Origin of the sequence: Burkholderia aenigmatica, from assembly GCF_048627025.1 — a bacterium.
In the GTDB taxonomy this organism is placed as follows: domain Bacteria; phylum Pseudomonadota; class Gammaproteobacteria; order Burkholderiales; family Burkholderiaceae; genus Burkholderia; species Burkholderia aenigmatica.
Map to the genome: position 1 here is coordinate 3,255,457 of NZ_CP184469.1, position 26,089 is coordinate 3,281,545.

General features: G+C 68.5%; 29 protein-coding genes. 16 read left to right on the forward strand and 13 right to left on the reverse strand.

All coding sequences use genetic code 11. The features are described from left to right. Nucleotides 1-3: 3 nt before the first annotated feature. The gene (locus tag ACN8ZM_RS31695) at nt 4-216 is read right to left on the reverse strand and encodes a DUF1059 domain-containing protein (protein ID WP_011353793.1); all 213 of its coding nucleotides are present in this window, start codon (nt 214-216) and stop codon (nt 4-6) included. 180 nt (nt 217-396) lie between these two features. Next, nucleotides 397-1,302, reverse strand: coding sequence for an HTH-type transcriptional regulator ArgP (locus ACN8ZM_RS31700; protein ID WP_043181098.1), 906 nt, complete (start codon nt 1,300-1,302; stop codon nt 397-399). A gap of 293 nt (nt 1,303-1,595) precedes the next feature. On the opposite strand from ACN8ZM_RS31700, the gene ACN8ZM_RS31705 reads away from it, so the two are divergent. From ACN8ZM_RS31705 to ACN8ZM_RS31715, 3 genes are all read left to right on the forward strand, one after another. Further along, a complete protein-coding gene (locus ACN8ZM_RS31705; RefSeq protein WP_420211755.1) occupies nt 1,596-2,249 on the forward strand; it encodes a peroxiredoxin in 654 nt (217 codons plus the stop codon). 139 nt (nt 2,250-2,388) lie between these two features. Beyond that, nucleotides 2,389-3,459, forward strand: coding sequence for a rhodanese-like domain-containing protein (locus tag ACN8ZM_RS31710; protein ID WP_420211756.1), 1,071 nt, complete (start codon nt 2,389-2,391; stop codon nt 3,457-3,459). A gap of 125 nt (nt 3,460-3,584) precedes the next feature. Then, entirely contained in the window at nt 3,585-4,244 is a 660-nt protein-coding gene (locus ACN8ZM_RS31715; RefSeq protein WP_175025014.1) for a glutathione S-transferase family protein, read from the forward strand. Between the two features lie 103 nt (nt 4,245-4,347). Here ACN8ZM_RS31715 and ACN8ZM_RS31720 read toward each other — a convergent pair whose 3' ends face one another. Next, complete coding sequence (locus ACN8ZM_RS31720; RefSeq protein WP_301768323.1) at nt 4,348-5,040, reverse strand: phosphatase PAP2 family protein; 693 nt, start codon at nt 5,038-5,040, stop codon at nt 4,348-4,350. Nucleotides 5,041-5,469: 429 nt separating this feature from the next. After that, a complete protein-coding gene (locus ACN8ZM_RS31725; RefSeq protein WP_420211757.1) occupies nt 5,470-6,702 on the reverse strand; it encodes an MFS transporter in 1,233 nt (410 codons plus the stop codon). A 101-nt stretch (nt 6,703-6,803) separates the two neighbouring features. Here ACN8ZM_RS31725 and ACN8ZM_RS31730 point away from each other — a divergent pair, with 101 nt between their 5' ends. After that, nucleotides 6,804-7,787 (forward strand): LysR family transcriptional regulator, encoded by a 984-nt coding sequence (locus ACN8ZM_RS31730; RefSeq protein ID WP_043181092.1) that lies wholly within the window; start codon nt 6,804-6,806, stop codon nt 7,785-7,787. 46 nt (nt 7,788-7,833) lie between these two features. Here the strand turns inward: ACN8ZM_RS31730 and ACN8ZM_RS31735 are convergent, their stop codons facing one another. The 4 genes from ACN8ZM_RS31735 to ACN8ZM_RS31750 all read right to left on the reverse strand — a co-directional run bounded on the left by ACN8ZM_RS31735 (nt 7,834) and on the right by ACN8ZM_RS31750 (nt 9,998). Further along, nucleotides 7,834-8,472, reverse strand: coding sequence for a 2-hydroxychromene-2-carboxylate isomerase (locus tag ACN8ZM_RS31735; protein WP_205824133.1), 639 nt, complete (start codon nt 8,470-8,472; stop codon nt 7,834-7,836). 107 nt (nt 8,473-8,579) lie between these two features. Further along, complete coding sequence (locus tag ACN8ZM_RS31740) at nt 8,580-9,056, reverse strand: SRPBCC family protein (protein WP_175025008.1); 477 nt, start codon at nt 9,054-9,056, stop codon at nt 8,580-8,582. A 119-nt stretch (nt 9,057-9,175) separates the two neighbouring features. Beyond that, complete coding sequence (locus ACN8ZM_RS31745) at nt 9,176-9,661, reverse strand: SRPBCC family protein (RefSeq protein ID WP_043181091.1); 486 nt, start codon at nt 9,659-9,661, stop codon at nt 9,176-9,178. Next, nucleotides 9,633-9,998: an ArsR/SmtB family transcription factor gene (locus ACN8ZM_RS31750; protein WP_043181089.1), complete on the reverse strand. Its 366-nt coding sequence runs from the start codon at nt 9,996-9,998 to the stop codon at nt 9,633-9,635. The genes ACN8ZM_RS31745 and ACN8ZM_RS31750 overlap by 29 nt, the downstream gene beginning before the upstream one ends. Before the next feature lie 204 nt (nt 9,999-10,202). Between ACN8ZM_RS31750 and ACN8ZM_RS31755 the strand changes: the two genes are divergently transcribed. Continuing rightward, nucleotides 10,203-10,733, forward strand: coding sequence for a GNAT family N-acetyltransferase (locus tag ACN8ZM_RS31755; protein ID WP_089451667.1), 531 nt, complete (start codon nt 10,203-10,205; stop codon nt 10,731-10,733). Nucleotides 10,734-10,744: 11 nt separating this feature from the next. Then, the gene (locus ACN8ZM_RS31760) at nt 10,745-11,530 is read left to right on the forward strand and encodes a YhfC family intramembrane metalloprotease (RefSeq protein ID WP_420211758.1); all 786 of its coding nucleotides are present in this window, start codon (nt 10,745-10,747) and stop codon (nt 11,528-11,530) included. Between the two features lie 15 nt (nt 11,531-11,545). Here the strand turns inward: ACN8ZM_RS31760 and ACN8ZM_RS31765 are convergent, their stop codons facing one another. Beyond that, on the reverse strand, nt 11,546-12,463 hold the full coding sequence (locus tag ACN8ZM_RS31765) for a DMT family transporter (protein WP_420211759.1): 918 nt from the start codon (nt 12,461-12,463) through the stop codon (nt 11,546-11,548). A gap of 284 nt (nt 12,464-12,747) precedes the next feature. Here ACN8ZM_RS31765 and ACN8ZM_RS31770 point away from each other — a divergent pair, with 284 nt between their 5' ends. Then, the gene (locus ACN8ZM_RS31770; protein ID WP_420211760.1) at nt 12,748-13,326 is read left to right on the forward strand and encodes a hypothetical protein; all 579 of its coding nucleotides are present in this window, start codon (nt 12,748-12,750) and stop codon (nt 13,324-13,326) included. An 84-nt stretch (nt 13,327-13,410) separates the two neighbouring features. Here ACN8ZM_RS31770 and ACN8ZM_RS31775 read toward each other — a convergent pair whose 3' ends face one another. Beyond that, nucleotides 13,411-13,995, reverse strand: a complete 585-nt coding sequence (locus tag ACN8ZM_RS31775; RefSeq protein WP_420211761.1) for a TetR/AcrR family transcriptional regulator — start codon at nt 13,993-13,995, stop codon at nt 13,411-13,413. A gap of 345 nt (nt 13,996-14,340) precedes the next feature. Here ACN8ZM_RS31775 and ACN8ZM_RS31780 point away from each other — a divergent pair, with 345 nt between their 5' ends. Next, nucleotides 14,341-15,045 (forward strand): SDR family oxidoreductase, encoded by a 705-nt coding sequence (locus ACN8ZM_RS31780; protein WP_420211762.1) that lies wholly within the window; start codon nt 14,341-14,343, stop codon nt 15,043-15,045. Between the two features lie 64 nt (nt 15,046-15,109). Here ACN8ZM_RS31780 and fabV read toward each other — a convergent pair whose 3' ends face one another. After that, entirely contained in the window at nt 15,110-16,312 is a 1,203-nt protein-coding gene (gene fabV / locus ACN8ZM_RS31785) for an enoyl-ACP reductase FabV (RefSeq protein ID WP_089451677.1), read from the reverse strand. Between the two features lie 160 nt (nt 16,313-16,472). On the opposite strand from fabV, the gene ACN8ZM_RS31790 reads away from it, so the two are divergent. The 6 genes from ACN8ZM_RS31790 (at nt 16,473) to ACN8ZM_RS31815 (ending at nt 22,031) form a co-directional block, all read left to right on the forward strand. Further along, nucleotides 16,473-17,006, forward strand: coding sequence for a GbsR/MarR family transcriptional regulator (locus ACN8ZM_RS31790; RefSeq protein WP_011353812.1), 534 nt, complete (start codon nt 16,473-16,475; stop codon nt 17,004-17,006). 88 nt (nt 17,007-17,094) lie between these two features. Then, entirely contained in the window at nt 17,095-18,402 is a 1,308-nt protein-coding gene (locus ACN8ZM_RS31795) for an SDR family oxidoreductase (protein ID WP_420211763.1), read from the forward strand. Continuing rightward, the gene (locus ACN8ZM_RS31800) at nt 18,399-18,869 is read left to right on the forward strand and encodes a DUF2269 family protein (RefSeq protein WP_043181071.1); all 471 of its coding nucleotides are present in this window, start codon (nt 18,399-18,401) and stop codon (nt 18,867-18,869) included. Before ACN8ZM_RS31795 ends, ACN8ZM_RS31800 begins: the two co-directional genes overlap by 4 nt. A 97-nt stretch (nt 18,870-18,966) precedes the next feature. Continuing rightward, nucleotides 18,967-19,839, forward strand: coding sequence for a thiol-disulfide oxidoreductase DCC family protein (locus ACN8ZM_RS31805; protein ID WP_420211764.1), 873 nt, complete (start codon nt 18,967-18,969; stop codon nt 19,837-19,839). Continuing rightward, a complete protein-coding gene (locus ACN8ZM_RS31810; RefSeq protein ID WP_420211765.1) occupies nt 19,836-21,335 on the forward strand; it encodes a TIGR01777 family oxidoreductase in 1,500 nt (499 codons plus the stop codon). The genes ACN8ZM_RS31805 and ACN8ZM_RS31810 overlap by 4 nt, the downstream gene beginning before the upstream one ends. A 72-nt stretch (nt 21,336-21,407) precedes the next feature. After that, nucleotides 21,408-22,031, forward strand: coding sequence for a glutathione S-transferase family protein (locus tag ACN8ZM_RS31815; protein WP_122948173.1), 624 nt, complete (start codon nt 21,408-21,410; stop codon nt 22,029-22,031). 89 nt (nt 22,032-22,120) lie between these two features. Here the strand turns inward: ACN8ZM_RS31815 and ACN8ZM_RS31820 are convergent, their stop codons facing one another. Both ACN8ZM_RS31820 and ACN8ZM_RS31825 read right to left on the reverse strand, forming a co-directional pair. After that, complete coding sequence (locus ACN8ZM_RS31820) at nt 22,121-23,521, reverse strand: serine hydrolase domain-containing protein (RefSeq protein ID WP_420211766.1); 1,401 nt, start codon at nt 23,519-23,521, stop codon at nt 22,121-22,123. Between the two features lie 193 nt (nt 23,522-23,714). Further along, nucleotides 23,715-24,893 carry a hypothetical protein gene (locus tag ACN8ZM_RS31825; protein ID WP_420211767.1) on the reverse strand — a complete coding sequence of 393 codons (1,179 nt, stop codon included), beginning with the start codon at nt 24,891-24,893 and terminating at the stop codon, nt 23,715-23,717. A 301-nt stretch (nt 24,894-25,194) separates the two neighbouring features. Here ACN8ZM_RS31825 and ACN8ZM_RS31830 point away from each other — a divergent pair, with 301 nt between their 5' ends. Continuing rightward, nucleotides 25,195-25,614, forward strand: coding sequence for an HIT family protein (locus tag ACN8ZM_RS31830; protein WP_043181059.1), 420 nt, complete (start codon nt 25,195-25,197; stop codon nt 25,612-25,614). A 254-nt stretch (nt 25,615-25,868) separates the two neighbouring features. Continuing rightward, nucleotides 25,869-26,033, forward strand: coding sequence for a hypothetical protein (locus tag ACN8ZM_RS31835; protein WP_162836114.1), 165 nt, complete (start codon nt 25,869-25,871; stop codon nt 26,031-26,033). Nucleotides 26,034-26,089 lie beyond the last annotated feature (56 nt).

Below are 26,089 nucleotides of genomic sequence, written 5' to 3' on the forward strand. Positions count from 1 at the left end.
GGCTCAGGCTTGCCGGGGTGCGTCGGCGGGCGGTGTGCCGTCGCGGAACAGCGCCTGCAGCTGCGTGCGCAGTTCGGCGCTGTCGGTGTGCTGGTGCACCAGGACCGCATGTTGCACGGCGGCCTCCAGCAGTTCGTTGTCGGAGTCGGCAGAAATCGCGACCGAGCAATTCATCGCGCTGGGAAACTCGCGGCAATCGATATAGCGGCGAGACATGATGTTCTCCTTGCGGAAAAGGGAACGGCCGGATGTGCGTGATCGGCCGCGCGGCGCGTTCGCGAGACCGATGGAAAAAGTATAGGCGGCGCGGCGGGGATTCTCGTCGCCAGATGTACCGAGCCGCACACCGCACACCGCGCATCGCGCATCGCGGCGGCGGTGCCGCTCAAACGCGCGTCAAGGCAGCGGCGCGAGCAGCCGGCGTGCCGCTTCGACCACCCGCTCGGACAGTGACGCCATCGTCGGCGACTGCACGGTCCACGCGTGCCAGTACAGCGTGATGTCGGTCGGATGCGCGGGCGCGAGATCGACGAGCCCCTGCGTGTCGAGCGGCGCACTGCCGATCAGCGGCTCCGGCACCATCGCATAGCCGAGCCCGTGCCGCACCGCCGCGAAGTGCGAATGAGTGCCCGGCACGTAGTGGCACGGATACGCGCCCTCGAGCAACCCGAACTTCTCCTTCAGGAACGACGACTGCAGCGTATCGCGCCGCGAATACGCGACGACGGGCGCCTTGCGCGCGCTCGTGCGGTTCAGCCCGCGCGGAAACCAGCGCACCGCGAACGCGGCGGCCGCGAGCAGCCGGTAGCGCATCGTGCCGAGCGGCGTCGCGAGGCAGCCGCGCATCGGCTTCGGCTCGGTCGTCACGCAGCCGACCGCCATCCCGCTTTCGAGCAGCGCGAACGTATGGTCCTGATCTTCGACGATCAGCTCGAACAGGATGCGCTCGCCCGCGAGCACCGACGTCAGCGCCGGCAGAAACCACGTACCGAGGCTGTCGGAATTGAGCGCGATCGTGACTGAGATCGGCGATTCGCGCTCGGTCGCGAGCGTGCTTTGCAGGTCGGCCTGCAGCAGCGCGACGCGGCGCAGGTGCTGCAGCACGCGTTGCCCGGCCACCGTCGGGCGGCACGGCCGCGTGCGCAGCACGAGCGGCGTGCCGAGGCTCGCCTCCAGTGCGCGGACCCGCTGCGTGACGGCGGACGCGGTCACGTGCAGGCGCACGGCCGCTTGCTCGAAGCTGCCGGTGTCGGCGACGGCCAGCAGCGCGGCGGCCTGCTTCGGATCGATCGTCATCGACATGTCGGTGGAATTCCTGTGAACGTAAGACGAGAACAGCCGGTAGTGTAAGTCAGCGCGCACAGGCGGCCGGGTGTGGCGCAACCTCCTGCGGCACGGCATTCGTCGTCGGAATCGGCCACGGCATGACGGTATGCCGCACGCCGCATGCCGGTGGCGCGCGCATTTTGAACTAGGCTATATGAACGCGCGGAACCCGGCATGTGCCATGCCGGCACTTCGCGCGCGGACGATCGCGCGTCGCGCGCAAGCCGCGGCGCGGGCGTCGTGACGATTCCCACTTGATGGAGATGAACATGTCGATTCGACTAGGCGAGGACGCGCCCGATTTCACCGCGGAGACCACCGAGGGAACGATCCGCTTTCATGAATGGATCGGCGATCACTGGGCGATCCTGTTTTCCCATCCGAAGGATTTCACGCCGGTGTGCACGACCGAACTCGGCTACATGGCCGGGCTCAAGCCGGAATTCGACAAGCGCAACACGAAGATCATCGGGCTGTCGATCGATCCGGTCAGCGATCACCAGAAGTGGGTCGCGGACATCGCTGAAACGCAGGGTCATGCGGTCAACTATCCGCTGATCGGTGACGACGAACTGAAGGTCGCGAAGCTGTACGACATGATTCATCCGAACGCGAGCGGCGGCCCGCGCACGGCGGTCGACAACGCGACCGTGCGCTCGGTGTTCATCGTCGGGCCGGACAAGAAGGTCAAGGCGATGCTCGTCTATCCGATGAGCGCGGGACGCAATTTCGACGAGGTGCTGCGCCTGCTCGACGCGCTGCAGCTCAACGCGAGGCATACGGTGGCGACGCCGGTGAACTGGAAGCCCGGCGACGATGTCATCATTCCGACGTCGGTGTCGGACGATGCGGCGAAGCAGAAGTATCCGGAAGGCTTCCGGACGCTGAAGCCGTACCTGCGCTACGTGGCGCAGCCGAGTTGACGCGCCGGGCCGGCCGGATACCGGCCGTGCGGGACCACGACGGGGCGGCCCGCGCGACAGCGACAGCGGCGGCGCGGGCCGGACAAGACGCATCAACACGCATCAAACAGGCATCCACCAGCGACGGAGCGACTTCGCGATGATCTTCCGGCAACTGTTCGACCCGCAATCGTCGACGTACACGTACCTGCTCGCCGACCGCGCGTCGCGCGAAGCGCTGCTGATCGATCCCGTGTTCGAGCAGGTGCGCCGCGACGCGGCGCTGCTCGACGAGCTCGGGCTGCGGCTCGTCGCGACCGTCGATACGCACGTGCACGCCGACCACGTGACGGGCGCGTGGCTGCTGAAGCAGCGCACGGGCAGCACGATCGCGATCTCGGCCACGAGCGGCGCGCAAGGCGCCGATCGTTATCTGAACGACGGCGACCGCTGCGCGTTCGGTGCGCGCTACCTGACCGTGCGCGCAACACCTGGCCATACGAACGGCTGCATCAGCCTCGTACTCGACGACGAATCGATGGCGTTCACCGGCGATTGCCTGCTGATTCGCGGCACCGGTCGCACCGATTTCCAGCAAGGCGACCCGCGTGCGCTGTATCGCGCGGTGCACGGCCGGCTCTTCACGCTGCCGGCCGCGTGCCTGCTGTATCCGGCGCACGACTATCGCGGGCTCACGGTGACGAGCGTCGGCGAGGAGCGGCGTTTCAATCCGCGCCTCGGCGGCGATCTGAGCGAAGACGATTTCGCGGGCTACATGCGCAACCTCGGGCTCGCGCACCCGCGGCAGATCGACGTCGCGGTGCCGGCGAACCTGCAGTGCGGCGTTGCCGCGAATGCGCCCGATGTGCAGGCGGCGCCCGACTGGGCGCCGCTCGTCTATACGTTCGCCGGGTTCTGGGAAATCGATCCGCAATGGCTCGAGGATCATCTGCCGGCGGTGCAGGTCGTCGACGTGCGCGAGCCGGACGAATTCACGGGTCCGCTCGGCCACCTGCCCGGCGCGACGCCGATTCCGCTCGGCGAACTGGCTGCGCGCGCCGGCGAGATCGCGCATGACCGGCCGGTCGTGACCGTGTGCCGGGCCGGCGGGCGATCCGCGCAGGCGACCGTCATTCTGCTGAAGGCCGGCTTCGACACGGTGGCGAATCTCGGCGGCGGGATGCTGCGCTGGCGTGCCGAGGGGCGCGTCGTGATGGATGGCCGGTCGTAACGGCCCGAGTCGCACTACAAAAAAATCTGGATCGCTGTCGAAACGGCCTCGTGCCGTTCGTCGTCAAGGTATCCGATCACGTGGCGCCGCATCACGCGGCGCCGAAACCCCCGAGAGACCGCCCGATGATGCCGACGCTTTACGCCCATCCCTTTTCGTCCTACTGCCAGAAGGTGCTGACCGCGCTGTACGAGAACGGCACGCCGTTCGCGTATCGCGTGCTCGCGCACGACGATCCGAAGCCGATGCAGGAGCTGACCGCGCTGTGGCCGCTGAAGCGCTTTCCGGTGCTCGTCGATGCCGGCCGCACGGTGGTCGAGGCCTCGATCATCATCGAGTATCTCGGCCTGAACCATCCGGGCCCGGTGCGACTGCTGCCCGACGATCCGCACGCGGCGCTCGAGGTGCGGATGATGGATCGCTTCTTCGACAACTACGTGTCGACGCCGCAGCAGAAAGTCGTGTTCGACGCGCTGCGGCCGGAAGCCGAGCGCGATGCGCGCGGTGTCGCCGATGCGCGCGCGATGCTCGACACGTCGTATGCGTGGCTGGACCAGAAGATGGCCGATCGCGAATGGGCGGCCGGCGACCGCTTCAGCCTCGCCGACTGCGGCGCGGCGCCGTTCCTGTTCTACGCGGACTGGACGCACCGGATCGATCCGTCGTTCGCGAACGTGATCGCGTACCGCAAGCGTCTGCTGGCGCGGCCGTCGTTCGCGCGCGCGGTCGACGAGGCGCGGCCGTATCGCTCGTTCTTTCCGCTGGGTGCGCCCGATCGCGACTGATCGGCACGGCCGTCGCGCGGCGCGCGGTTGCCGCGCATGGCCGGCAGCGCGTGCCGGGGCGGCGGCGGAACGAAAGCAGCGGCAGCATCGCGGCGTCTCCCCGTCACATCGTGTGGGTGGCCGACTGCGCGAGCGTCAGCAGTTCGTCGAACTGCGTGATCAGCTCGAAGCACAGCAGGAACGCGAGCGTATAGGCCGGCGCGGGGAAGCGCCGGATCATCGCGAGCACCTGCGGCGCGAAGCGCGAGCGGATCGGGTCGCGCGTCAGCAGCCACGCGATCGCGATGCCGATCGCGGCGCCCGCGATCAGGTCGGTCGGGTAGTGAAAGCCGAGATACGCGCGCGGCACGCAGATGAACACGACCGCATACAGCAGCGCGAACACGCCGACGCGGCGCGCAATGATGAAGATGCCGGTGGCGATCGCCATCCACAGCATCGCGTGATCGCTCGGAAACGAACTCCATGCCTGCAGCGTGGCCGCTCGCAATCCTGCCGACGGGAAATGCAGATGCAGGTCGGGGTTGTAGATCGGTCGCACGCGGAACGGCAGTACCTGTGCGAGCAGCCGGCCGAACGCGAGCGCGATGAGGCCGCTCGCGATCGTCGCGACGACCAGCTCGCGCTGCCGCTCGCGGTTCGGGCCCGGCTGGAACCACAGCCAGCACAGCACGGGAATGAGCACGAAGCCCTTGAACGTGTACAGGCCCGCGATCACGCGGATCGCGTGATTCATCAGTGGGCCGAACGTGATGTGGGTGAGGAAGATCTGGATTGTGGTGTCGAAATCGTTCATGTTCTGTGCGACCCGGGCGGACGCTCAGCGCATGACATGCGGCCGGCAGGATCGAAAAGCGCGCTCGTACCGGAGCGCAACGGGGGGCAAGTATGTCACCCGTTATTTCGAAGAAAATGCGAAAAAATACCGGGAATCCCCTGATAAAACGGGGCTGGGCGGTGGGGCCGGATGGGTGAGCGCCGTGTGGCGGGGCGCATCCGATTCGTCCGACGTTTTGCATCGACGCGCAAGGCCGCCGGAAAAATAATTGGTTCAACTGGACATTCGTTCGAGCCGGTGCGGACCTTGCACGGGATGGGCGCTTTTCGTGCCGGATGCGCACGAATCTGCCAGATTGCGCAGCGTCATGCGTGCGCCGGTCGAAAATAAAAGAAAAGGCGGGCAAGCCCTGTGGGCCTGCCCGCCAGATGCGTGCGATGCGGAAATTCAGTTGCGCCAGATCCGCACGGCGAGCGCAGCCAGCGACGTGACGACAGCCAGCGCGGTCACCGCATTCCAACCCAGTTGCGCGAGCAACAAACTGCCGATCGCGGCGCCGGCCGCCATCCCGATGAACATGCCGACGAACAGCACCGCGTTGAGGCGGCTGCGCGACGCGGGGTCGATCCGGTAGACGATTGCCTGATGCGCGATCAGCGTGGCCTGCACGCCGAGATCGAAGCCGATCGTCGCGACCGCGAGCAGCACGAGCTGCGCATGCGGTGACATTAGCGGCGCGGCGGCCATCGATGCGAACGACACCGTCGCGATGCCGATGCCGAAGCGTGTGACGTGCTCGGGGCCGTGATGGTCGGCCAGGCGCCCGGCGATCGGCGCGGCCAGTGCGCCGGCGGCGCCCGCGAGGCCGAACGCGCCCGCGGCCGCGCTGCCGAGGTGGAACGGTGCACCGTGCAGCATCACCGCAAGCGTGGACCAGAACGCGCTGAACCCGATGGCGAGCAACCCCTGCGCAAGCGCGGCGCGGCGCAGCGCCGGATGCTGGCGCCACAACGCGCCGAGCGACCCGATCAGTGCGCGGTACGGCAGGCGCGTGGTCGGCTCGAAGTGCGGCAACCCGCGCGCGGCCACGACGCCGATCGCGGCGACGCTGGCGGCCGCGAGTGCGAACATCGCACGCCAGCCGGCCGTCTCGGCGACGAACCCGGCCACGACCCGCGACAGCAGGATGCCGAGCAGCAGCCCCGTCATCACCGTGCCGACGATGCGGCCGCGATGCGCGTCGTGCGCGAGCGTCGCGGCGGCCGGCACGACGTCCTGCGCCATCGTCGCGGCGAGGCCGATCGCGAAGCTCGCCGCGAGCAGCAGCCCGAGCGACGGCGCGAGGGCGGCGAGCAGCAGCGCGACGACCAGCGTCGCGGCCTTGGTCACGATCACGCGGCGGCGGTCGAAGCGGTCGCCGAGCGGCGCGAGCAGCAGGATGCCGAGCGCATAACCCAGCTGCGTGAGCGTCGGCACGAAGCCGATCGCGCGCGCCGACGCGCCGAGATCGGGCCCGAGCGCGCCGAGCATCGGCTGCGCGTAGTAGAGCGGCGCGACGCCGAGGCCCGCGGCGGCCGCGAGCAGCAGCACGAGCCGGCGATCGGGCATCGAATGGGCGGCCGGGTGGGCCGGGGCGTGTTCACTGCGGGGCGCGGCATCGAGACGGGACGGGGTGGACATGGCGAGCATCCTGGGTGCGATGAAGGGATGGACGCGAGTGTGGCGGCACGCGGCCGGCCACGGTAGTGCCGCCTTGTGCAGATTTGTTATACGCTTCACGCATGACCGAAAAATCTCCCTTCTCCCGTGCTGCTGGCGGGTCTCCACGCGTTCAGGCGGTGCCGGTGGACGGTGCCGGCTATCGTTTCGAGCTGATGGAAACCTTCGTACGCATAGTCGAGGCCGGCAGTCTGTCGGCCGCTGCCGCGCAACTGAATACGACGCAGCCGACGATCAGCCGGCGGCTGCAGGCGCTCGAACGCTCGCTCGGCATGCGGCTGCTGCAGCGCACGACGCACACGATGCGGCTGACCGTCGACGGCGAGCGCTGCTTCAAGCGCGCGAAGGAGTTGCTGGCGAACTGGGCGGCGTTCGAGGCCGATCTGCGCGGTGCACAGGAGGAGCCCGACGGGCTGTTGCGGGTCGCGGTGCCGCACGCGTTCGGCCAGGAGCGTTTCGTCGCGCCGATCGCGCGGTTCCTGCGCGACTATCCGCGCGTGTCGGTCGAATGGTTGCTGCAGGACGAAGTGCGGGATTTCGTCGGCAGCGGCATCGATTGCGCGATCCAGGTGGGCGAGCCGACCGATCCGGCCGTCGTCGCGATCCGGCTCTCGAAGGTGCCGCGCTTCGTGGTCGCCGCGCCGTCCGTGCTGAACGGTGCCGATGTGCCGGCCGACCCCGACGCGCTGGCCGCGTTACCGTGGCTGTCGCTGCGCACGTACTACCGCACCGAGCTGGCGCTCACGCATTCGGTCACGGGCGAGACGCAGCGTATTGCGATCCGCCCGCGCTTCACGACCGCGAACCTGTACGCGCTGCGCAGCGCGGCGCTGCTGGGCGTGGGCGCGTGCGTCGGCTCGTCATGGATGCTGGCCGACCACCTCGCGCGTGGTGAACTCGTCCATCTCGCGCCCGCGTGGCAGGCCGCGCCGCTGCCCGTCTACCTGACCTACCCGCATGCGCAGTTCTATCCGTCGCGGCTCGTGCGGTTTGCCGCGATGATGCGGGAGGCCGTGCCGGGGCTCGTCGAAGGGCGCGACGCCTGACGCGGAATGCGGAATGCACCGCGAGCGCCGCGCGGCTGCGACGCCGTCAGCCGCGCCGGATCCCTTCGGGCAGCGCGCTGATGCGGCGCACCTCGGGCGAATCGAGCCACGCGCGCGACGTCGCGCAGTCGGCGAACATGTCGGTCGCGTCCTCGCCCCAGAACAGGTCGCCGTCGAGTTCGAAGGTCGGCACGCCGAATACGCCGTGCGCGATCGCATCATCGGTGTTCGCGCGCAGCGCGTCCTTCACCGGCTGGGCGTCGACGGCCGTCACGCCTTCCGGAAAGCCGACGGCTTCGCACAGCGCGGCGAAGCCTTCCGGTGTCGACACGTCCTGGCCGTCGCGCCAGATATGCCGGAAGATCCGCCGGATCGCGTCGGGCGAGTTGCCCATCGCGATCGCGAGGCGCAGCGGCTTGATCGGATTGAACGGATGCGCGGGCGGCATCCGGAACGGAATGCCGAGCTTGTCCGCGCGATATTGCGCGTGGCGATAGGTGAAGACGCGTTTCGCCGCGATCTCGGCCGGTGCTTTCTGGCCCCAGTGTGCAAGCAGTGCGCCGAGCACGATGGGTCGCGGTTCGAACGCGGCGGCTGGCGGGAGCTGGTCGAACCGTTCCTGCTGCAGATAGGCGAACGGCGAAACGAAATCGAAATACCAGGTGGCGGTGCGTGCGGCGTTCATCGCGAGCGTCTCCTCGTGCGGGTCCGGATGGATCGGGTGCGGGCCAGTGTCGCACGCGGCGGCGCTTTGCGCTGCCGCATCGCACCCGCCGCCGGCACGAACGGCCGCTACGCGGCCTCCACCAGCGCCGCGAGTCTCGCCAGCGCCATTTGCCAGCCGGTCTCGTTGTCGGCGGCCGGCACGCCGGGCGGCACCCCGTCGTGCACGGCGTCGACGCGCGTGCCGCCCGCTTCGTCGGACAGCGTGATCGTGATCGTCATGGCGCCGCGCAGCATCGGATCGTCGGTCTCGAACACGTCGATCTCGACGATCTGCTCGTCCGGCACGAGCGTGACGAAGCGGCCGTGATAGGTATCGGTGTGCGCGGCGGTCTTGCCGGTGCCGGCCGACGGCGCGTCGTAGCTCAGCGACACGCGCAGCGCGCCGCCTTCGCGCGCGTCGTACGCATGCACGCGGCACGTCATGCCGTCGGGCACCTTCCATTGCTCGACCGCGTGCGGATCGAGCAACGCGCGGTAGACGCGCCCGCGCGGGGCGTTCAGGTGCCGGCTGACCCGGGTCGAATGCGTGTGCGTGTGCAACATGTTGCCTCCCGCGGAGCGCGCGCGACGGTGCACGCCGGAGGCCGGCGTGTCGTCATGCTTCCTTCAGGAATCCTAGGCGCGCGGGAGGCGGCATGCAATGACCGCACACGCGGCCGCGCTCAGCGCAGCGTGGCCGCGAAGGCGTCGAGCTGGGTGATGCAGGTGTTCCAGCCCTCGAAGAAGCCGAGCGCTTCATGACGCTCGCGTGTCGCGGCGTCCGGATGCATCACGCGCGCTTCGTAGCGGCTGCCCGCATCGTCGTCGGCCATCGTGATGATCGCCGTGAAGCCCATCCACGGCGCCTGCGGCCGCCAGCCGCCCGCGAGCATCGACGTGAACGCGATGCGCGATTCGGGCACGATCTCGAGGAAGCAGCCGGGATTGTCGCTCGTGCCGCCGTCGGGGCCGCGCATGAAAGTGTGGAAGGCGCCGCCCGGCCGCAGGTCGAACGCGCGCACTTCGGTGGTCCACGGTTTCGGGCACCACCATTCCTTCAGCAGTTCGGGGTCGGTCCACGCGCGCCACAGCGCGTGGCGCGGCGCGCGCAGCGTGCGCGTAATGACGAGATCGAGGGTTTCAGCGGGTTCGACGGGGCTTGCTGACATCTTGCTCCTCCTGGTAACGGCGTTCGACGAATTCGACGAGACGATCGGATCGGGCTTCCCACAGCGCGCGCTGCTCGGCGAGCCATGCCTCGGCCTCGCTCAGCCGGCTGCCGACCAGCGTGCAGGTGCGCGAGCGACCGGCTTTCCGGGTCTGCACGAGGCCGCTGCGCTCGAGCACCGCGACGTGCTTCATGAACGACGGCAGCGCCATGTCGAACGGCGCGGCCAGCGCGGAGACGGTCCGTTCGCCGTGGCCGAGCGCACTGACGATCGCGCAGCGCGTCGGATCGGCGAGGGCGTGGAAGACGTCGCTGATGCCGGGTTGAAAGTTAGCCATGTGGCTAAGTATAGGGGAGCTGAACGGCGATGCAACGGAAATTTTCGTCGCGTAGGATGTTGGGGCGGTAACACGCGCCGACCGGGCGCGGCGTCGCCGCGCGCCTGCCGCCGTTGCGCGAGCCGCGACGGCCGGCCGGGGTTCCTTCCGATCCGGGCGCACGCCGAACCTGCGCGTGCCGCCTATCTGATTACCGGAGATGGCATGACCGAATCCGTTACCGTCCGCCGCGTCGACGCGGGCGAAGCGATGACCTGCGTCGATGCGCTGGCCGACGTGCTGATCGATTGCGTCGAGGGCGGTGCGTCCGTCAGCTTCATGTTGCCGATCGCGCGGCCGACCGCCGTCGCGTTCTGGACCCGCGTCGCCGACGGCGTCGCGAACGGCGAGCGCATCCTGCTCGTTGCCGAGGATGCGGCCGGCCGGATCCTCGGCACCGTGCAGGTCGTGACCGCGCAGCCCGAGAACCAGCCGCATCGCGCGGATATCTCGAAGATGCTCGTGTCGCGGCATGCGCGCCGGCAGGGCATCGCCGCGCGGCTGATGGCGGCGGCCGACGCGGCCGCGCGCGACGCCGGCAAGACCGTGCTCGTGCTCGACACGGTGACGGGCGGCGATGCCGAGCGGCTGTACGAGCGGGCCGGCTGGCAGCGCGTCGGTGTCGTGCCGAACTTTGCGTTGATGCCCGACGGCACGCTCTGCGCGACCACGTATTTCCACAAGCAGCTCGCGTAACCGGGCGCGCCGTGCATCCCGTTGCGCCGGCGCTCCTGTTCCTCACGCTCGCGGCCGGTCTCGCCGCGCTGCTCGCGCCTGCGTGGCTCGCGGCCGCGTGGCGGCGCCGCACGCAGGTGCCGTGGCGCGTGTTTTTCTACGGCATGCTGACCTTCTTCGTGTTCCAGCCGGTATTGCGCATGTCGTGGCAGATTCCGCTGTACCGCGGGCTCGCGCACGATCCGCGCTGGCACCTGCCGATGCTCGTGTTCGCGGCGCTGACGGCCGGGCTCTTCGAGGAATGCGGGCGCTGGGTCGCGTTCCGGTATCTGCTGCCGAAGCGGCATGACGCACCCACGGCCGTGATGCTCGGGCTCGGGCACGGCGGGCTGGAGGCGATGTTGCTGGTCGGCGTCGGGTTTCTCGCGCTCGGCACGGGTTATCTGCTCGCGCACGCGGGCGTCGTGGTGCCCGAGGGCGTGCAGTCGCTGATCGGGTCACAGTTCGCGGGCATGACGCTCGCGTCGCCGTTGCTTGCGCTGCTCGAACGCGCGAGCGCGCTGGCCGCGCATGTCGGGCTGTCGCTGATCGTGCTGCAGACGTTCGTGCGCGGGACGACACGCTGGCTCGCGTTTGCGATTGCGCTCCATTTCATGTTCGACCTCGTGGCCGTGCTGCTGACGCGGTACTGGCATGTCGATACGGTGCTGGTCGAGGCGATCCTGTTCGTGTCCGGCGTCGCGCTCCTGTTACTGGGCAGGCGCTGGAGCCGCCGGACGACGGGTGCCGGCGACGCGAGCACGAGGCACGTCGCCTGATGGGCAGCGCTCGGTTCAGCCGTTTGCAGCGGAGTTCGGCCGCCGGATGGCCGGCGCATCGCCCATTCGCCACCGGCTGACGAGACTCAAGCCCATCCCGGCCGTGACGATCGCGATGCCCGCGAGCGCCGGCGCATGCGGCCGTTCGCCGAGCAGCAGCATGGCCTCGAGCGTGGCAAGCAGCGGCATCAGCGCGGCGAAGGTCGCGCCGATCGCCGGGCCGAGTGCGACGACGGCCCGGCTGAAGCAGTAGAGCGCCAGCACCGACATCAGCACGCCCTGGTAGATCGCCTGCGTGGCGATGGCCGCGACCGGCGCATGCAGTACGGCGCCGCCGCGCACGGCCAGATAGAGCGGACAGTAGAGCGCCGCGGAGCCGACCGACACGATGGCCGTCGCGTGCAGCGCACTGGCGCCGGCGCGTTTCGTCGTGACGTTATAGACGGCCCACAGCAGGCCGCCGAGCATGAACAGCGTGAGCGCCGGCAACCCGATCGCACCGCGCAGCGCATCGGACGCGGTCAGCGCGATGCCGGCCAGGATCGTGACGATGCCGGCGACCTGCGCGGTGCTCAGCCGCTCGTGCGCGATCTGCCTGCCGAGGATGGCCGTGAACGCGATCATGCTGCCCGGCGTCAGTGCGAAGTAGCCGACCGGCGCACGGCTCAACGCCGCTGCGACGGTCAGGATGTAGGGCGCGCCGGCGCCGGCGACCATCAGCGCGACCGACGCCGGGCGCAGCGTGCCGAGGCCACGGCGCAGCAGGACGGGCAGCAGCAGCGTGCCGGAGACGACGAAGCGGATGAACGCGATGTCGTACGCATCGAGGGCCGAGTGCGTGACGCCGAGGCGCGTGACGACCGGGAAGCCGCCCCAGATGAGCGCCGCGAGCAATCCGTAGCCGATGCCGGCGAGCCGTTCGTTTCCGTTCATGTCCTGTCCTGGTCGTGCGGCCGTTGCGAGCCGGTAGAGGGCAAGGATGCGGTGCGCCCGGTAATGCGTCCAATATATTATTCAGGCGCCATTAGGTCGCAAAAAGTCTTTGTGTGGGCAGAGGGATGGATCGTGATGGCAAGCGCGGGAGCGTCTCGCCAGTCGTGGCGAGCCCAGGCCGTCCGTCGGGTTTCGGCCGTGAATGAAACCAGGCCGGTGACGTCGCCAGTCCGATATATTCACGCAGGAAAACATCAACGGATTGCCCCGGAACCGCCGCCTCGATGAAACGCTCCCATGTCGCTTTCGCCCTCACGGGCCTGCTCGTCGCGCTGCCGATTGCCGCGTATGCGCTCGTCAAGCCGCTGCGCGTCGTCGCGCCCGCGCTGGTTCCCGGCGTGTCGTGCCCGAGCGCCGCTCTCTGCACGGACGATGCCGCGAAGCTCGGCGACGCGCGGCAGCTCTATCGCGACGGCTATGCGCGCGCGGCGGCGGCCGTCGGCCCGTTCCAGGCGGCGCCGCGCGTCGTGTTCTGTTCGACGCGCGCGTGCGCCGATGCATTCGGCGTCGGCCAGCGCGCGGCGCTGACGCTCGGGAATTTCGGTGTGGTCGTCGCGCCGCGCGGCTGGCAGACCTACTTTCTCGCGCACGAGCTGATCCATCACCGGCAGGCGGAAATGCTCGGCAACCTGGCCGTCGCGACCAAGCCGCGCTGGCTGATCGAAGGGATGGCGTATTCGCTCAGCGACGATCCGCGCCACCCGCTGGCGGAGCCGTTCGAATCGTGGCGCACGCGTTTTGCCGCCTGGAATGCGGCGCGCGGTGCGCAGCCGTTGTGGGATGCCGCACGGGGAGTCGAATAGCGCGGCAGGACGCGGCAATACCGCCGCGCACGTCGGCACGCCAACACGCCGCGCAGGCCGACGCGCCGTGACGTTCCGGCGCGACTAAGCCGATGCGCCCGGATCGTCCCGCCCGGCGACGAGCGTGTCCCGCCCTGCTGCGAGGATTTCGTCCGCCAGCGCGGGATCGGTGCCCGCAATCGCGCGCGACAGCACGAGCGCGCCGACCATCTGGCTGAAGACCGCGATCGCGTCGCGGCGCGTCTGCGCCGGCGTCGCGCCTTCCGTCGCCACCATCCGTTCCAGCCGGTCGAGATAGGTGGCGAGGCCGTGCGCATAGCACGTCCGCGCCGCATCGGTCAGTCGCGGCGCATCGCCCGCGAAACCGGACAACGGGCATCCGGCTTCGACGTTGTCGCGATGCGCGGCCGACAGGTACAGCGCCACCTGCGCATCGAGACTGCCGGCGTTCGGCGAATCCGCGCGGTCCTGCATCGCCTTTTCCATTACCTCGGCGACCAGCGCGTCTTTCGACTTGAAGTGGTTGTAGAAGCCGCCCTGCGTGAAGCCGGCTTCCTTCATCAGCTCCGTGAGCCCCACCGCGTCGACGCCGCGCACGCGGAACAGCCGCTCGGCGGCCGCGACGATCGCGCTCCGGTTCTCGGCAGCCTGCTGTCTTGATACACCCATCGATCCACCCCTAATTTTGCCGATCGCGTCGATTGGAAAACACAATGGCGATCACCATTGACATGCCCGAATTGCGCGAACACAATGCATCGCAAAGACAAGGGTGATCGACATTGACATCGAGTGTAGCCGACTTGGCGGAAGGTGCAAAGCCAAGGCCGGAACATCGGATGGCAATCGGTCGGCGTCTTTGGCGCGGCAGGGGCAGGAAGGGCAACGGAACGCTCACCGTCTGCCGCCTGGCGGCGCAACGGTTCGACAAGCAATGGCAGCCTGGTTCTCCACCGGATCTCACGCGCGCGGCGAGCCGGCGCGCATGCGATTCATCACGCGAAAGGAACGAACATGAAGATTGAAGGTGCAGTCGTTTTCGTCACGGGCGCCAACCGCGGGCTCGGGCTCGAGTTTGCGAAGCAGGCGCTCGCGAGAGGGGCGCGCAAGGTGTACGCGGCGGCGCGCGATCCGGCCACCGTGACGTTGCCGGGCGTCGTGCCGGTGAAGCTCGACGTGACCGATCCCGCGGCCATTGCCGCGGCGGCCGATGCCGCACGCGACGTCACGCTGCTGATCAACAACGCGGGCATCGCGCGGCTCGGCAGCCTGACGGACGACGGCGCGGAGGACGCGTTGCGCGATCACTTCGAAACCAACGTGTTCGGGATGCTGGCGATGTCGCGCGCGTTCGCGGGCATCCTCGCCGGGAATGGCGGCGGCGCGATCCTGAACATCCTGTCCGTCGCAAGCTGGGTGAACCGGCCGATCCTGGCGGGCTACGGCGTGTCGAAATCGGCCGCATGGGCGCTGACCAACGGCCTGCGCCATTCGCTGCGCGAGCAGCGCACGCAGGTCGTCGGGCTGCATGCCGGCTTCATCGATACCGACCTGACGGCCGGCCTCGACGTGCCGAAGGCGACGCCGGCCGACGTCGTGCGCCAGGCCTACGAAGCGATCGAAGCGGGGGAGGAAGAAGTGTCGACCGACGAGTTCACGCGGCAGGTGAAGGCCACGCTGTCGTCGGGCGTCTATCTGGAAGAACCGGCGCCGCGTTGACGCCGCCGGAATCTCGCACCCGCCGCCTCCGTTGCACGCGCAGCGTGGGCGGCGGGCCGTACCGTCAGGCGGTGGTGTCGATGATGCCCGGGATCTTCACGTCCGGGCTCACGTCCGCGTCGTAGTCGACGCCGGCGATCTCGAAGCCGAACAGCCGCAGGAACTCGGTCTTGTAGCCGGTGAAGTCGGTCAGTTCGTACAGGTTGTCGTTCGTCACGTGGTTCCACTGCGCGCTGACCTTCGCCTGCACCTGCGGATCGAGCTCCTTGTAGTCCGCGCGCAGGCGGCCTTCTTCGTCGACGTGCGGCTTCGCGCCATACAGGCTGTCCTTGAACAGGCCGTACACCTGCTCGATGCAGCCTTCGTGCGTGCCGGCTTCCTTCATCGTCTTGAACAGCAGCGACAGGTACAGCGGCATCATCGGGATCGCCGAGCTTGCCTGCGTGACGACGGCCTTCAGCACCGACACGCGCGCGTCGCCGCCGTGCGCGGCCAGCGTGTCGCGAATCGACAGCACCTTCTTGTCGAGATCCTTCTTCGCTTCGCCGATCGAGCCGTTCCAGTAGATGTCGTGCGTGATCTGCTCGCCGAGATACGTGAACGCGGTGGTCTTCGCGCCGTCGGCCAGCACGCCGGCTTCATCGAGCGCGTCGATCCACATCTGCCAGTCCTCGCCGCCCATCACGGCGACGGTGCCGTCGATCTCTTCCTGCGTCGCCGGTTCCAGCGTGACCTCGCGGATCACTTCCTTGTCGGTGTCGAGGCCGCGGAACGTGACCGTCTTGCCGATCGGCTTGAGCGTCGAGCTGATGGTTTCGCCCGTCTTCGGGTGCGTGCGGCGCGGTGCCGCGAGACTGTAGACGACGAGATCGACCTTGCCGAGATCCTGCTTGATGGTGTCGATCGTGATCTGCTTGACCTTGTCGGAGAATGCGTCGCCGTTGATGCTGCGCGCATAGCGCCCCTTTTCGGCGGCGAATTTCTCGAACGCGGCGCTGTTGTACCAGCCGGCCGTGCCCGGCTTCGTTTCGCTGCCGGCGCGCTCGAAGAACACGCCGAGCGTGTCCGCGTCCGAGCCGAAGGCGGCCGAGATCCGGGCGGCGAGGCCGTAGCCGGTCGACGCGCCGATCACGAGCACCTTTTTCGGGCCGTTGGCGATCGGGCCGTGCGAAGTCACGTAGTCGATCTGTTCCTTGACGTTGGCTTCGCAGCCGACCGGATGAGTCGTCACGCAGATGAAGCCACGCACGCGCGGTTTGATGATCATGGGAACCTCTTGTCTGAAAGGCAGAAACGGCCTGAATTCGGGAAAATCCCGCGCATTGTAAAGGATGCGGCAGATCGCGGGCGGACGCCGCCGGAACCCGGCGGATCGTCCGGTTGTTTCTCTCTTGACAGAAATAACTGAAATGCCTAAATTGCACGACATGGAACTCACACCGATTGCCGAACGATTCATTCTCCACTGGGGCGAAATGGGCTCGCGGTGGGGCGTCAACCGCACCGTCTCGCAGATCCACGCGCTGCTCTATCTGGCCGGCCGGCCGATCGCGGCCGACGAGATCGCCGAGACGCTCAACGTGGCGCGCTCCAACGTCAGCACGAGCCTGAAGGAGCTGCAGGCGTGGCGGCTGGCGAAGGTCGTGCATGTGCTGGGCGACCGCCGCGACCACTTCGAGACGTCGACCGACATCTGGGAACTGTTCAAGCTGATCGTCGAAGGGCGGCGCCAGCGCGAGATCGAGCCGACGCTCACGGTGCTGCGCGACTGCCTGACGAATCCCGAGATCGCGAACGAGAGCCGCGAGACCGAGCAGCGCATCCGCGACACGCTGCAGTTCGTCGAGACGCTGACGACCTGGTCGGACGAGATGTTGCGGCTCAAGCCCGATACGCTGATGAAGGCGCTCGGCATCGGTGCGAAGATCAGCCAGACGGTCAGGCGCAAGCCGTCGAAGTAAGCGGGGCGCGCAATGCGGGCAGACAGCCCGCTTTTTTCGGGGTTGTTATTTCTGTCTGTACAGAAATAACTGTAAATAGAGGATGAAAATGAACACTGTCTTGCCGTCGACCAGCCTGCATGGCCGCACCGGTACGCGCAGCATGACCGTCCTCGTGTGCGGCGCGAACGGCTTCATCGGGCGGGCACTGTGCGCGCAGCTCGAAGCTGGCGGCCATCGCGTGCTGCGTGGTGTGCATCATGCCGCCGGCCCGTCCGACGTCGCGATCGACTTCGCGAAGGACATCGATCCCGACGCGTGGCTCGCGCGGCTGGCGGGCGTCGACGTGGTGATCAATGCGGTCGGCATCCTCGCCGATCGACGCGGCGCGACGCTCGACGCCGTGCATCGCGCCGCGCCGTGCGCACTCTTCACCGCGTGCTGCCGCGCCGGCGTGCGGCGTGTGATCCAGATCTCGGCGCTTGGCGTCGAGCGTGGCGATACGCGCTACTTCACCAGCAAGGTCGCAGCCGACCGCTTCCTGCAGACGCTGCCGATCGACTTCCGGATCGTGCGTCCCGCGCTGGTCTACGGCACGGACGGTGCGTCGGCGCGGTTTTTCCGGATGCTCGCGAGCCTGCCCGTGCACGTGCTGCCGGCGGGCGGCCATCAGCGGCTGCGCCCCGTGCACGTCGACGATCTCGCCGAAGTCGTCGCGCGATGCGTCGATGCGCCGGCGGCGGGCAACCCGGTGATCGACGTAGTCGGCAACGACGAAGTCGAATATCGCGAGATGCTGGCCCGCTACCGTGCCGCGCTGGGGTTTCTGCCGGCTGCCCGCGTGACGTTGCCGGGCCCGCTGGCCGGCGCGACGGCCACGTTGTTCGGCAGGCTGCCGGGCGCGATGTTCACGCGCGACACGTGGACGATGCTGCGCGGCGGGAACACCGGCGATACGGCAGCGACCACGGCCCTGCTCGGCCGGGCGCCGCGCGGGATCGCCGGCTTCATCGGCGCGCCAGCCGCCGCGCTGCGTCGCGACGCGCTCGCGATGTGGCGTCGTCCGCTGCTGCGCGGCGCGCTTGCGATCGTGTGGATCTGGACCGCCATCGCCAGCGCGTTCATCCATCCGCTGCACGCGAGCCTCGCGCTGCTCGCGCCCGCGCACCTGACCGGGCTACCTGCGCTGATCGCGCTCTATGCGGCCAGCGCGCTGGACTTCGGGTTCGGCATCGCGACCGTCGTCGCGCCGTCGCGCCGCCTGTGGGCCGCGCAAGCCGCGTTGATCGTCGCGTATTCGGCGGTCATTGCGGTCACGATGCCGGGCCTGCTCGCCGAACCGTTCGGCCCGGTGCTCAAGAACGTGCCGATCCTCGCGATCCTGTTGATCCTTTTTTCAGAAGAAGAACAAGCATGAATACCTATCTCGTCATCAAGGCGCTTCACATCCTGTCCTCGGTGCTGCTGGTCGGCACGGGGTTCGGCACCGCGTTCTATCTGTTCTTTGCGAACCGCACGCGCTCGGTACCCGCGATCGCGGCCGTGTCGCGCCTCGTGGTGCGCGCGGACTGGTGGTTCACGACGCCGGCCGTGATTTTCCAGCCGGCCTCGGGGCTCTGGCTCGCGCACACGGCCGGCTGGCCGTGGGATACGCCGTGGCTCCTCGCGTCGATCGTGCTGTATGCGATCGCCGGCGCATGCTGGCTGCCGGTCGTGTGGCTGCAGCTCGAACTGGCCTCGATGGCGAAGCTCGCGCACGTGAACGGCGCTGCCGCGCTGCCGGAACGGTACTGGCGCTATGCGAAGCGCTGGGAACTGCTCGGCTATCCGGCGTTCTTCGCGATGCTGACCGTCTACTTCCTGATGGTGCTCAAGCCGATGTAAGCGCGCCGTCCACCGCGCGGGGGCGGCGGTAGGGCATGGCGGAAAGCAGTCGATAGATTCATGAGGCATGCAACAGAAAAATGAAGGAATGCGAATCATGGACTCAAGTGAACTGGTGCTGTACTTCGATGGACGATGTCCGTTATGCGTGGCGGAGATCAATCGTCTCGGCGCCCGCGATACGCGGCAGCGGCTGGCTTTCGTCGATATCGCCGCGCCGGGTTTCGATCCCGCGCCGCTGGGCGTCGATCTGCCCGCACTGAACCGCGAGCTGCATGCGCGCCTGCCCGACGGACGCATGCTGACCGGCGTGGACAGCATCCTGGCCGCCCATGCGCTGACCGGGCGCTGCTGGCTCGTCGGGCTGCTTCGCGTGCCGGTCGTCCGCCGTGCGCTGGCGCCGCTGTATCGCCGCTTCGCGCGCAACCGGCATGCGGTATCGCGCTGGCTCGGCTACCACGCCGAAGCGCAGTGCGACGCGGCGACATGCGGTAGCGGTCGCGACCGAGCCGCCGAACCCACGGCGGATCGTCCGGCGGGTGACGCTGCGCGCCGCATCGTCGTGACCTGGATGTACGGCGCAGCGATTGCGCACCTGCTCGTCGGCATTGCCGTTCCGTGGGTAGCCGGCGCGCCGTGGCTCGACGCGTATCACCGCGTCATCGAGCTGCATTTCTGGGCGGGAACGGCGCCCGACCCGGCGCGTGCACAGCAGATCTGGTGGATGTCGCTGATCGGCGCGACGGTGCAATGCGCGTCGGTCTGGATGCTCGCGCTCATCCACCTTGGCAACCGGCTGCGTCGCCACGAAGTGTGGGGATGGCTGCTGGCCGGCCTGTTGATCTGGGCGCCACAGGACATGCTGTTTTCATTGCAGGCCCATGTATCGGGCCACGTGGCGATCGACGCGGCGGCACTCGTCGCGATGGTGCCGCCGCTCGTCTGGCTGTGGAGGAGGGACACGATATGAACACCTTGGCTGCTTACGACTGGGCGCTCAACCTGCTGATCGTGCAGGGCGCGATGGGCGCATTCGATACGCTCTATCACCACGAACTCACGCAGGATCTACCGCACAGCCCGCGCGCGCGACTCGAGCTGGCGATTCACGCGGTGCGTTCCGTGCTTTATGGTCTCGTGTTCGCGTCGATCGCGAACGTTGCCTTTCACGGCGCGTGGGTCGCGGCCCTCGCGGCGGCGGTGGTGATTGAGGTGGTACTGACGTTGTGGGACTTCGTCGTCGAAGACCAGAGCCGCAAGCTGCCGGCGACCGAGCGCGTGCTGCACACGCTGCTGGCCGTCAACGGCGGCGCGCTGTTCGGCATGATCGCGATGCAACTGGCCGCGTGGGCGCAGGAGCCGACCGCGCTGCAGGTGCTCGACCTCGGCTGGCGCGGCTGGGTGCTGAGCCTTTTTGCTGTCGGCGTGACGGTATCGGGGATCCGCGACGGGATCGCGGCCTGCCGGATCGCACGACGCGCGCCGGTTGCCAACCCATTCGCGGGGCAGCCGCCGGGGAACGTGCTCGTGACCGGCGGAACCGGCTTCATCGGCGAAACCCTCGTGAACGGGCTGCTCGATGCGGGGCATACGGTCACGTTGCTGGCGCGCGATCCGCTGCGCGCGGCTTACCAGTTTCACGGCCGCGTGCGCAACGTGACCTCCGTCGAACAGCTGCAGCCGCACGAGCGCTTCGACACGGTCATCAATCTCGCGGGGGCGCCGGTGCTGGGCGCGCGCTGGAGCAAGCGCCGGCAGGCACTGCTGCTCGCCAGCCGGGTCGGCGTCACGGAATCGCTGATGTGCTGGGTCGAGACCGCCGAGGTCAAGCCGCGCACGTGGATCCAGGCGTCGGCGATCGGTTACTACGGCGCGCGTGCCGCCGACGAGCGGCTTGACGAGCGCAGCAGCGCCGGCACCGGCTTCATGTCCGAGCTGTGCCGGCAGTGGGAGCAGTCCGCGCAGCCGCTCGAGCGCCACGGTATTCGCTCGGTGGTGCTGCGGCTGGGCGTCGTGTTCGGCCCCGGCGGCGCGTTGCGCTCGATGCTGTTGCCGCACTATTTCGGAATGGGCGGACGATTCGGCGACGGCACGCAGGTGATGAGCTGGATCCACCGGGACGACGTGCTGCGGATCGTCGCGCGCGCGATGGCGAATCCTGGCATGCACGGCGTCTACAACGCGGTCGCGCCCGCGCCTTTGACCCAGCGCGAATTCGTGCAGGTCGTGTCGAAGGTGCTGCACCGCCCGGCCTGGCTGCACGTGCCGGCCGCGCCGCTGCGCGCCGCGATGGGCGAGATGGCCGAGCTGCTGCTGGACGGGCAGCGGGTGATGCCGGCGCGGCTGCATCAGGACGGCTTCATGTTCCGGTTCCCGACGGCCGAGCATGCGCTGCGTGACCTGACGAATCGTCCGCATGCGGATTTTCCGCGGACGGCCTGTCGTTTGCCCCGCGGTCGCGTATAAACTCGGCGTGAATGCGTTCGGGACGTGTCGTGCGTCCCGGACGCTCCGCATCCGACCTCACAAGGAGACTGCATGCTGCACATCCTCGGCAAGATCCCGTCCATCAACGTTCGCAAGGTGCTGTGGCTGTGCACCGAGCTGAACCTGCCGTTCGAACAGGAAGACTGGGGCGCGGGCTTCCGTACGACCAACGATCCGGCCTATCTCGCGCTGAATCCGAACGGTCTCGTGCCCGTCATCAAGGACGACGATTTCGTGCTCTGGGAATCGAACACGATCATCCGCTACCTCGCGAACCGCTATGGCGGCGACGCGCTGTATCCGGCCGAGCCGCAGGCGCGCGCGCGGGTCGATCAGTGGATCGACTGGCAGGGTGCCGACCTGAACCGCTCGTGGGTCGGGGCGTTCCTCGGCCTCGTGCGGAAATCGCCCGATCACCAGGATCCGGCCGGCATCGCGCAGTCGATCGCGGGCTGGACGAAGCACATGCAGGTGCTGAACGCGCAGCTCGAAGCGACCGGTGCGTACGTCGCCGGCAACGGCTTCACGCTCGCGGACATTCCGATCGGCCTGTCGGTGAACCGCTGGTTCGGTACGCCGTTCGAGCATCCGGATTTCCCGGCGGTGTCGCGCTATATCGAACGTCTCGCGACGCGCGAAGGCTTCCAGAAGTACGCGGGCAGCGCGAACCCGTGATCCATCGCAGGTAGCGCGCGGTGCGGCGGCGTGGCAATCGCCGCCGCGTCCGCGTCATGACCGGCATGCACGGGCCTGCGGGCCCGTTTTTACGCGCCGGGTGCCGGCACCGCGTCGAGCACGCGCGCGAGAAACGCCTCGTGGTTCCACGCCGATTCCGGCCGCGACAGCCCCAGCCGCACGACCACCAGTTGACGGCTCGGCACCACGCTGACGAACTGGCCTTCATGACCGACCGCATGAAACGCGTCGGCCGGCATCGCGACCGCATGCGGATCGCGATCGTTGAATGGCTCCGGCACCTTCACCCACAGCTGCGCGCCGTACTCCTGGCGCTCCGACTGCGGCGTCGTGCGCGTCAGGTAGTGTACCCAGCCTTCCGGCAGCAGCCGCTGCCCGTCCCATACCCCGTCCTGCAGCAGCAGTTGGCCGAAGCGCGCCCAGTCGCGCGCACTCGCATACATGTACGACGGGCTGACGAGCGTGCCGGATGCATCGGGCTCGAACACCGCGCTGCGCATCCCGAGCGGCGCGAACAGCGCACGGCGCGGAAACGCGAGGTAGTCGTCCTCGCTACCGCCCAGCGCTTCGCGCATCACGCGCGCGACGATCGCGCTCGTGCCGCTCGAGTAGGACCACCGCGTGCCGGGTGTCGCGGCGAGCGGCTTCGCCGACGCGAACCGCGCGGTATCGGGCTGCGCGTACAGCATCAACGCGACGTCGGACAGCGGGTCGTCGTAGTCCTCGTTGAATTGCAGGCCGCTCGTCATCCGCAGCAACTCGTCGAGCGTGATGGCCGCGCGCGGATCGCCGCTGCCGCGCCATTCGGGCAGCAGCGCCGACGTATCGGGCGACAGCTTGTGCTGCGCGACGAGTGTGCCGACCAGCGCGGCGGTGACGGTCTTCGTCATCGACCAGCCGGGCAGCGGCGTGTCGGCCGTGAAGCCGGGCGCATAGCGTTCGGCGATCACCTGGCCGCGCCACATCACGACGACCGCGCGCGTGCGCCGTGGCCGTGCCGGATCGGGCTCGTCGAACGCGCGATCGAGCGCGGTCTGCAGCTTGTGCGCGTCGATGCCGGCCGGCAGCGTGGCCGGTGCCGGCTGCGCGGGCGGCGGATCAGGGAGGGGCGGCAGCGCGGCCGGCAACGCGCCGGACGACGGCCCGATCGCGAGCGTGCAGCCGAGCCCGGGCCGGAAGTCGGCTTCGCGTTCGGCGAAGCCGGCGAAGGTCGCTGTCGCGCGATGATGGTCGGGATCGATCGACGGGTGCACCAGTTTCAGCAGCGGATGCACGCCGGCCATGATGTCGACGTCGATCACGGACGCGGCCGGGCGGCCCGATACGTACACGCCGGAACACAGCGCCTTCGCCGCATAGCCGGTCGCGATCGGCGCGAGCCGGGACAGCATGGTGCCCGTGTAGCCGATCGCGGCGACGGCCGCGAGCGCGACGCCGCGCAGGATCAGCTTCTTGAAGGGGATCGTCATGCGCGAGCGTCCTCGGTTGTCGGCAGGCAGAACATGAACCGGCAGTGTCGCAGGTTCGGGCCGGCGGTGGCAATCGCGGGCGCGTGAGGCGCCGGGCGGTGTCGACAGGGCGCACGTTGCCCGGCGGGTGTGAATCGTGTGTGTCGATCGCCCAGGGTCGAACGGGCCGCGCGCGGCCCGTCCAGGTGGCGTGTCACTGCGCGTTGTCGTTGTCGAACCGCAGGGTCCAGACCGTCGCGGTATTCGTGTTGTCGTCGACGGCCGCGAATTGCAGCTGGCCTTTGCTGCCGTGCCCGAACGCAAGGCCGAACGCGGCCCCCGCAGCGGTGTCGACCTGCATTTGCGCGACGAAACGTCCGTCCACCGTGAATTCGACGATCTCGCTCGGCTGCTGCGCGTCGGCGTTGACCGCGTCGCCGTTCGCGGTCACGAGATGGCCGTTCGGTGCGAGCGCCAGCGCGAGCGGGCCATGCAGGTGCGCCGCGTCGAAGTAGATCATCCGTCCGACGCCGCCGTTGCGATTCGTCGACGCGGCGTTCGGGATCGCGAACACCGCGTTGTCGCCGGTGGACGCGACATACAGCACGTCGATGTTCGGGTCGTACGCGAGGCCGGTCGGGCCGACGACGAGTGCATTGGGATCGGTTCGATTCACGTAGCCCGACGCGATGACGCGCGAGCCCGGCAGCATCGTGACGCCGTTGTCGCTGATTGCCAGTTCGATGCGTGAGACCGTTCCGTTCAGCACGTTCGACACGAACGCGGTCACGCGCTGGCCGCGATCGATCACGGTCATGTCCCACGGCCCGTCGAGCAGCGCCGCGCTGCTGAGTTGCGTGACGAGATTGCCTTGCGGGCCGATGACGAGCAGCGAGCCCGGTGGCATGACGGTCTTGCCGTCCGGCGTCGGGACGTTGCCGACCAGTACGAAGCCACTGCGCAGCACCGCGAGCGCGGTCGTCAGGCCGAGATTGGTGCCCTGGAAGAACGTCGTCGCCGGCGTCTTGCCGGGTGTCAGCTTCACGATCGTCGTGCCGGTGCCTTGCGCGTTCGACGCCGCGTTGAAGTTCGACACGACGACGTCGCCCGGTTTCAGCGTGCTCCAGGCCGGCACGCCGCGTGGCACGAACGCGATGCCGTATGGGTTGAGATCGCCGTTGACGGGCACGGTCGATGCCGTGAACGATGGAATCGGCAAGATGACGTCGCTGCCGCCGGCCCACGCGAAAGCCGACGACAACGCGACCAGCCCGGCACCGCAAACCGCGCGGGATAGCGCGTGCGCAAGCGTGCGCCGGACGCGTGCGAAGGCTGGCGGATCACCCGCAAAGACGGGCGCGGCGGGGGAGCGACAGGAGGGGAGAGGGTCCATGGCATGACTCCGGTTGATGATCGCGAGCAGTCATCCCGGCTGCCGGCCTGCGCAGCCGACGGGTGTCCGGCGCGGGTTCGCGATCGTGCTCATGCGCTTGCCACGCGAACCCGCGCTCGAAATGAACGGATGGCGACGGCCGGATATTCCATCCTGTTACGCCCGTTGCATGCGAGCCGGCGTTCATTGTTCGCCACAACGGCGACTTGGCCTGACAAGTTGAAATCCGACCCGCCATCGGCCGATAATCGTCCGGCATCGCTTTCCTACTCTCCCAGTCCAACCGTTATCGGAAAACGCCATGTCCTACGACAACAACAACCCGTTCGCCAAAATCCTGCGCGGCGAACTGCCGTGCGTGAAGGTCGCGGAAGACGACGCGACCCTCGCGATCATGGATCTGATGCCGCAGGCCGACGGCCACGTGCTGGTGATCCCGAAGGAGCCGGCCGCGCAGATCTTCGAGTTGTCCGGCGACGCCGCCGCGGCCGGCATCCGCATGACGCAGCGCGTCGCGGCGGCGGTGCGCGCGGCGCTCGAGCCGGACGGCGTGTTCATCGGTCAGTTCAACGGCGCGGCAGCCGGCCAGACGGTTCCGCATGTGCACTTCCACGTGATTCCGCGCTGGGAAGGCGCCGAGCTGCGGATGCATGCGCGCGAGATCGCCGACGCGGCGACGCTCGAAGCGCTCGCGCAGCGCATTCGCGCGCGCTTCGTGTAACGCGTCGATTGCACGCGGCGTGGCACGGCACGGCGCCTTGGCCGGCCGCCGTGCCGTCGCCTGTTTCAGCGGTCACGCGAGGTAACACGTGTAACCGCCGGCGAAACGCGGCCCGGCCCACCCGGCGCTAGACTCCGCGCATTGCTTCATCGAGCGACAGGAAGGGCGGATCGCCTCTTCGTGCCGGCTGCCGCCTCTCGCGGCGGCGCGGCTTTCGCGAGGTGCCATTCGTCTTTCGCGCCGGGAATCGAGCCATGTCCAGACTTCTCATCACGCTTGCCCTGATCGGCGGCCTGTCCGGCTGCTACGTCGCGCCGCCGTACGGCTACGCGCCTGCGCCGGCCTACTACGGCTATGCACCGGCGTATTACGCACCGCCCGTCAGCGTCGGGATCGGCGGCAACTTCCGCATCCGCTGATCCGGCACCGGGCGCGGGCGCTGGCCCCATCGGTCAGCGCCAATGCGTTGCGCCGG

Bases quoted from the DNA above. Each gene is read 5' to 3' on its own strand.
- ACN8ZM_RS31815 (WP_122948173.1), top strand. From the start codon at position 21,408: ATGCTGCACATCCTCGGCAAGATCCCGTCCATCAACGTTCGCAAGGTG.
- ACN8ZM_RS31810 (WP_420211765.1), top strand. From the start codon at position 19,836: ATGAACACCTTGGCTGCTTACGACTGGGCGCTCAACCTGCTGATCGTG.
- ACN8ZM_RS31730 (WP_043181092.1), top strand. From the start codon at position 6,804: ATGACCGAAAAATCTCCCTTCTCCCGTGCTGCTGGCGGGTCTCCACGC.
- ACN8ZM_RS31725 (WP_420211757.1), bottom strand. From the start codon at position 6,702: ATGTCCACCCCGTCCCGTCTCGATGCCGCGCCCCGCAGTGAACACGCC.
- ACN8ZM_RS31795 (WP_420211763.1), top strand. From the start codon at position 17,095: ATGAACACTGTCTTGCCGTCGACCAGCCTGCATGGCCGCACCGGTACG.
- ACN8ZM_RS31825 (WP_420211767.1), bottom strand. From the start codon at position 24,893: ATGGACCCTCTCCCCTCCTGTCGCTCCCCCGCCGCGCCCGTCTTTGCG.
- ACN8ZM_RS31820 (WP_420211766.1), bottom strand. From the start codon at position 23,521: ATGACGATCCCCTTCAAGAAGCTGATCCTGCGCGGCGTCGCGCTCGCG.
- ACN8ZM_RS31710 (WP_420211756.1), top strand. From the start codon at position 2,389: ATGATCTTCCGGCAACTGTTCGACCCGCAATCGTCGACGTACACGTAC.
- fabV (WP_089451677.1), bottom strand. From the start codon at position 16,312: ATGATCATCAAACCGCGCGTGCGTGGCTTCATCTGCGTGACGACTCAT.
- ACN8ZM_RS31740 (WP_175025008.1), bottom strand. From the start codon at position 9,056: ATGTTGCACACGCACACGCATTCGACCCGGGTCAGCCGGCACCTGAAC.
- ACN8ZM_RS31805 (WP_420211764.1), top strand. From the start codon at position 18,967: ATGGACTCAAGTGAACTGGTGCTGTACTTCGATGGACGATGTCCGTTA.
- ACN8ZM_RS31830 (WP_043181059.1), top strand. From the start codon at position 25,195: ATGTCCTACGACAACAACAACCCGTTCGCCAAAATCCTGCGCGGCGAA.
- ACN8ZM_RS31700 (WP_043181098.1), bottom strand. From the start codon at position 1,302: ATGTCGATGACGATCGATCCGAAGCAGGCCGCCGCGCTGCTGGCCGTC.
- ACN8ZM_RS31780 (WP_420211762.1), top strand. From the start codon at position 14,341: ATGAAGATTGAAGGTGCAGTCGTTTTCGTCACGGGCGCCAACCGCGGG.
- ACN8ZM_RS31790 (WP_011353812.1), top strand. From the start codon at position 16,473: ATGGAACTCACACCGATTGCCGAACGATTCATTCTCCACTGGGGCGAA.
- ACN8ZM_RS31750 (WP_043181089.1), bottom strand. From the start codon at position 9,998: ATGGCTAACTTTCAACCCGGCATCAGCGACGTCTTCCACGCCCTCGCC.
- ACN8ZM_RS31745 (WP_043181091.1), bottom strand. From the start codon at position 9,661: ATGTCAGCAAGCCCCGTCGAACCCGCTGAAACCCTCGATCTCGTCATT.
- ACN8ZM_RS31800 (WP_043181071.1), top strand. From the start codon at position 18,399: ATGAATACCTATCTCGTCATCAAGGCGCTTCACATCCTGTCCTCGGTG.
- ACN8ZM_RS31720 (WP_301768323.1), bottom strand. From the start codon at position 5,040: ATGAACGATTTCGACACCACAATCCAGATCTTCCTCACCCACATCACG.
- ACN8ZM_RS31695 (WP_011353793.1), bottom strand. From the start codon at position 216: ATGTCTCGCCGCTATATCGATTGCCGCGAGTTTCCCAGCGCGATGAAT.
- ACN8ZM_RS31715 (WP_175025014.1), top strand. From the start codon at position 3,585: ATGATGCCGACGCTTTACGCCCATCCCTTTTCGTCCTACTGCCAGAAG.
- ACN8ZM_RS31735 (WP_205824133.1), bottom strand. From the start codon at position 8,472: ATGAACGCCGCACGCACCGCCACCTGGTATTTCGATTTCGTTTCGCCG.
- ACN8ZM_RS31705 (WP_420211755.1), top strand. From the start codon at position 1,596: ATGTCGATTCGACTAGGCGAGGACGCGCCCGATTTCACCGCGGAGACC.
- ACN8ZM_RS31770 (WP_420211760.1), top strand. From the start codon at position 12,748: ATGAAACGCTCCCATGTCGCTTTCGCCCTCACGGGCCTGCTCGTCGCG.
- ACN8ZM_RS31765 (WP_420211759.1), bottom strand. From the start codon at position 12,463: ATGAACGGAAACGAACGGCTCGCCGGCATCGGCTACGGATTGCTCGCG.
- ACN8ZM_RS31775 (WP_420211761.1), bottom strand. From the start codon at position 13,995: ATGGGTGTATCAAGACAGCAGGCTGCCGAGAACCGGAGCGCGATCGTC.
- ACN8ZM_RS31755 (WP_089451667.1), top strand. From the start codon at position 10,203: ATGACCGAATCCGTTACCGTCCGCCGCGTCGACGCGGGCGAAGCGATG.
- ACN8ZM_RS31835 (WP_162836114.1), top strand. From the start codon at position 25,869: ATGTCCAGACTTCTCATCACGCTTGCCCTGATCGGCGGCCTGTCCGGC.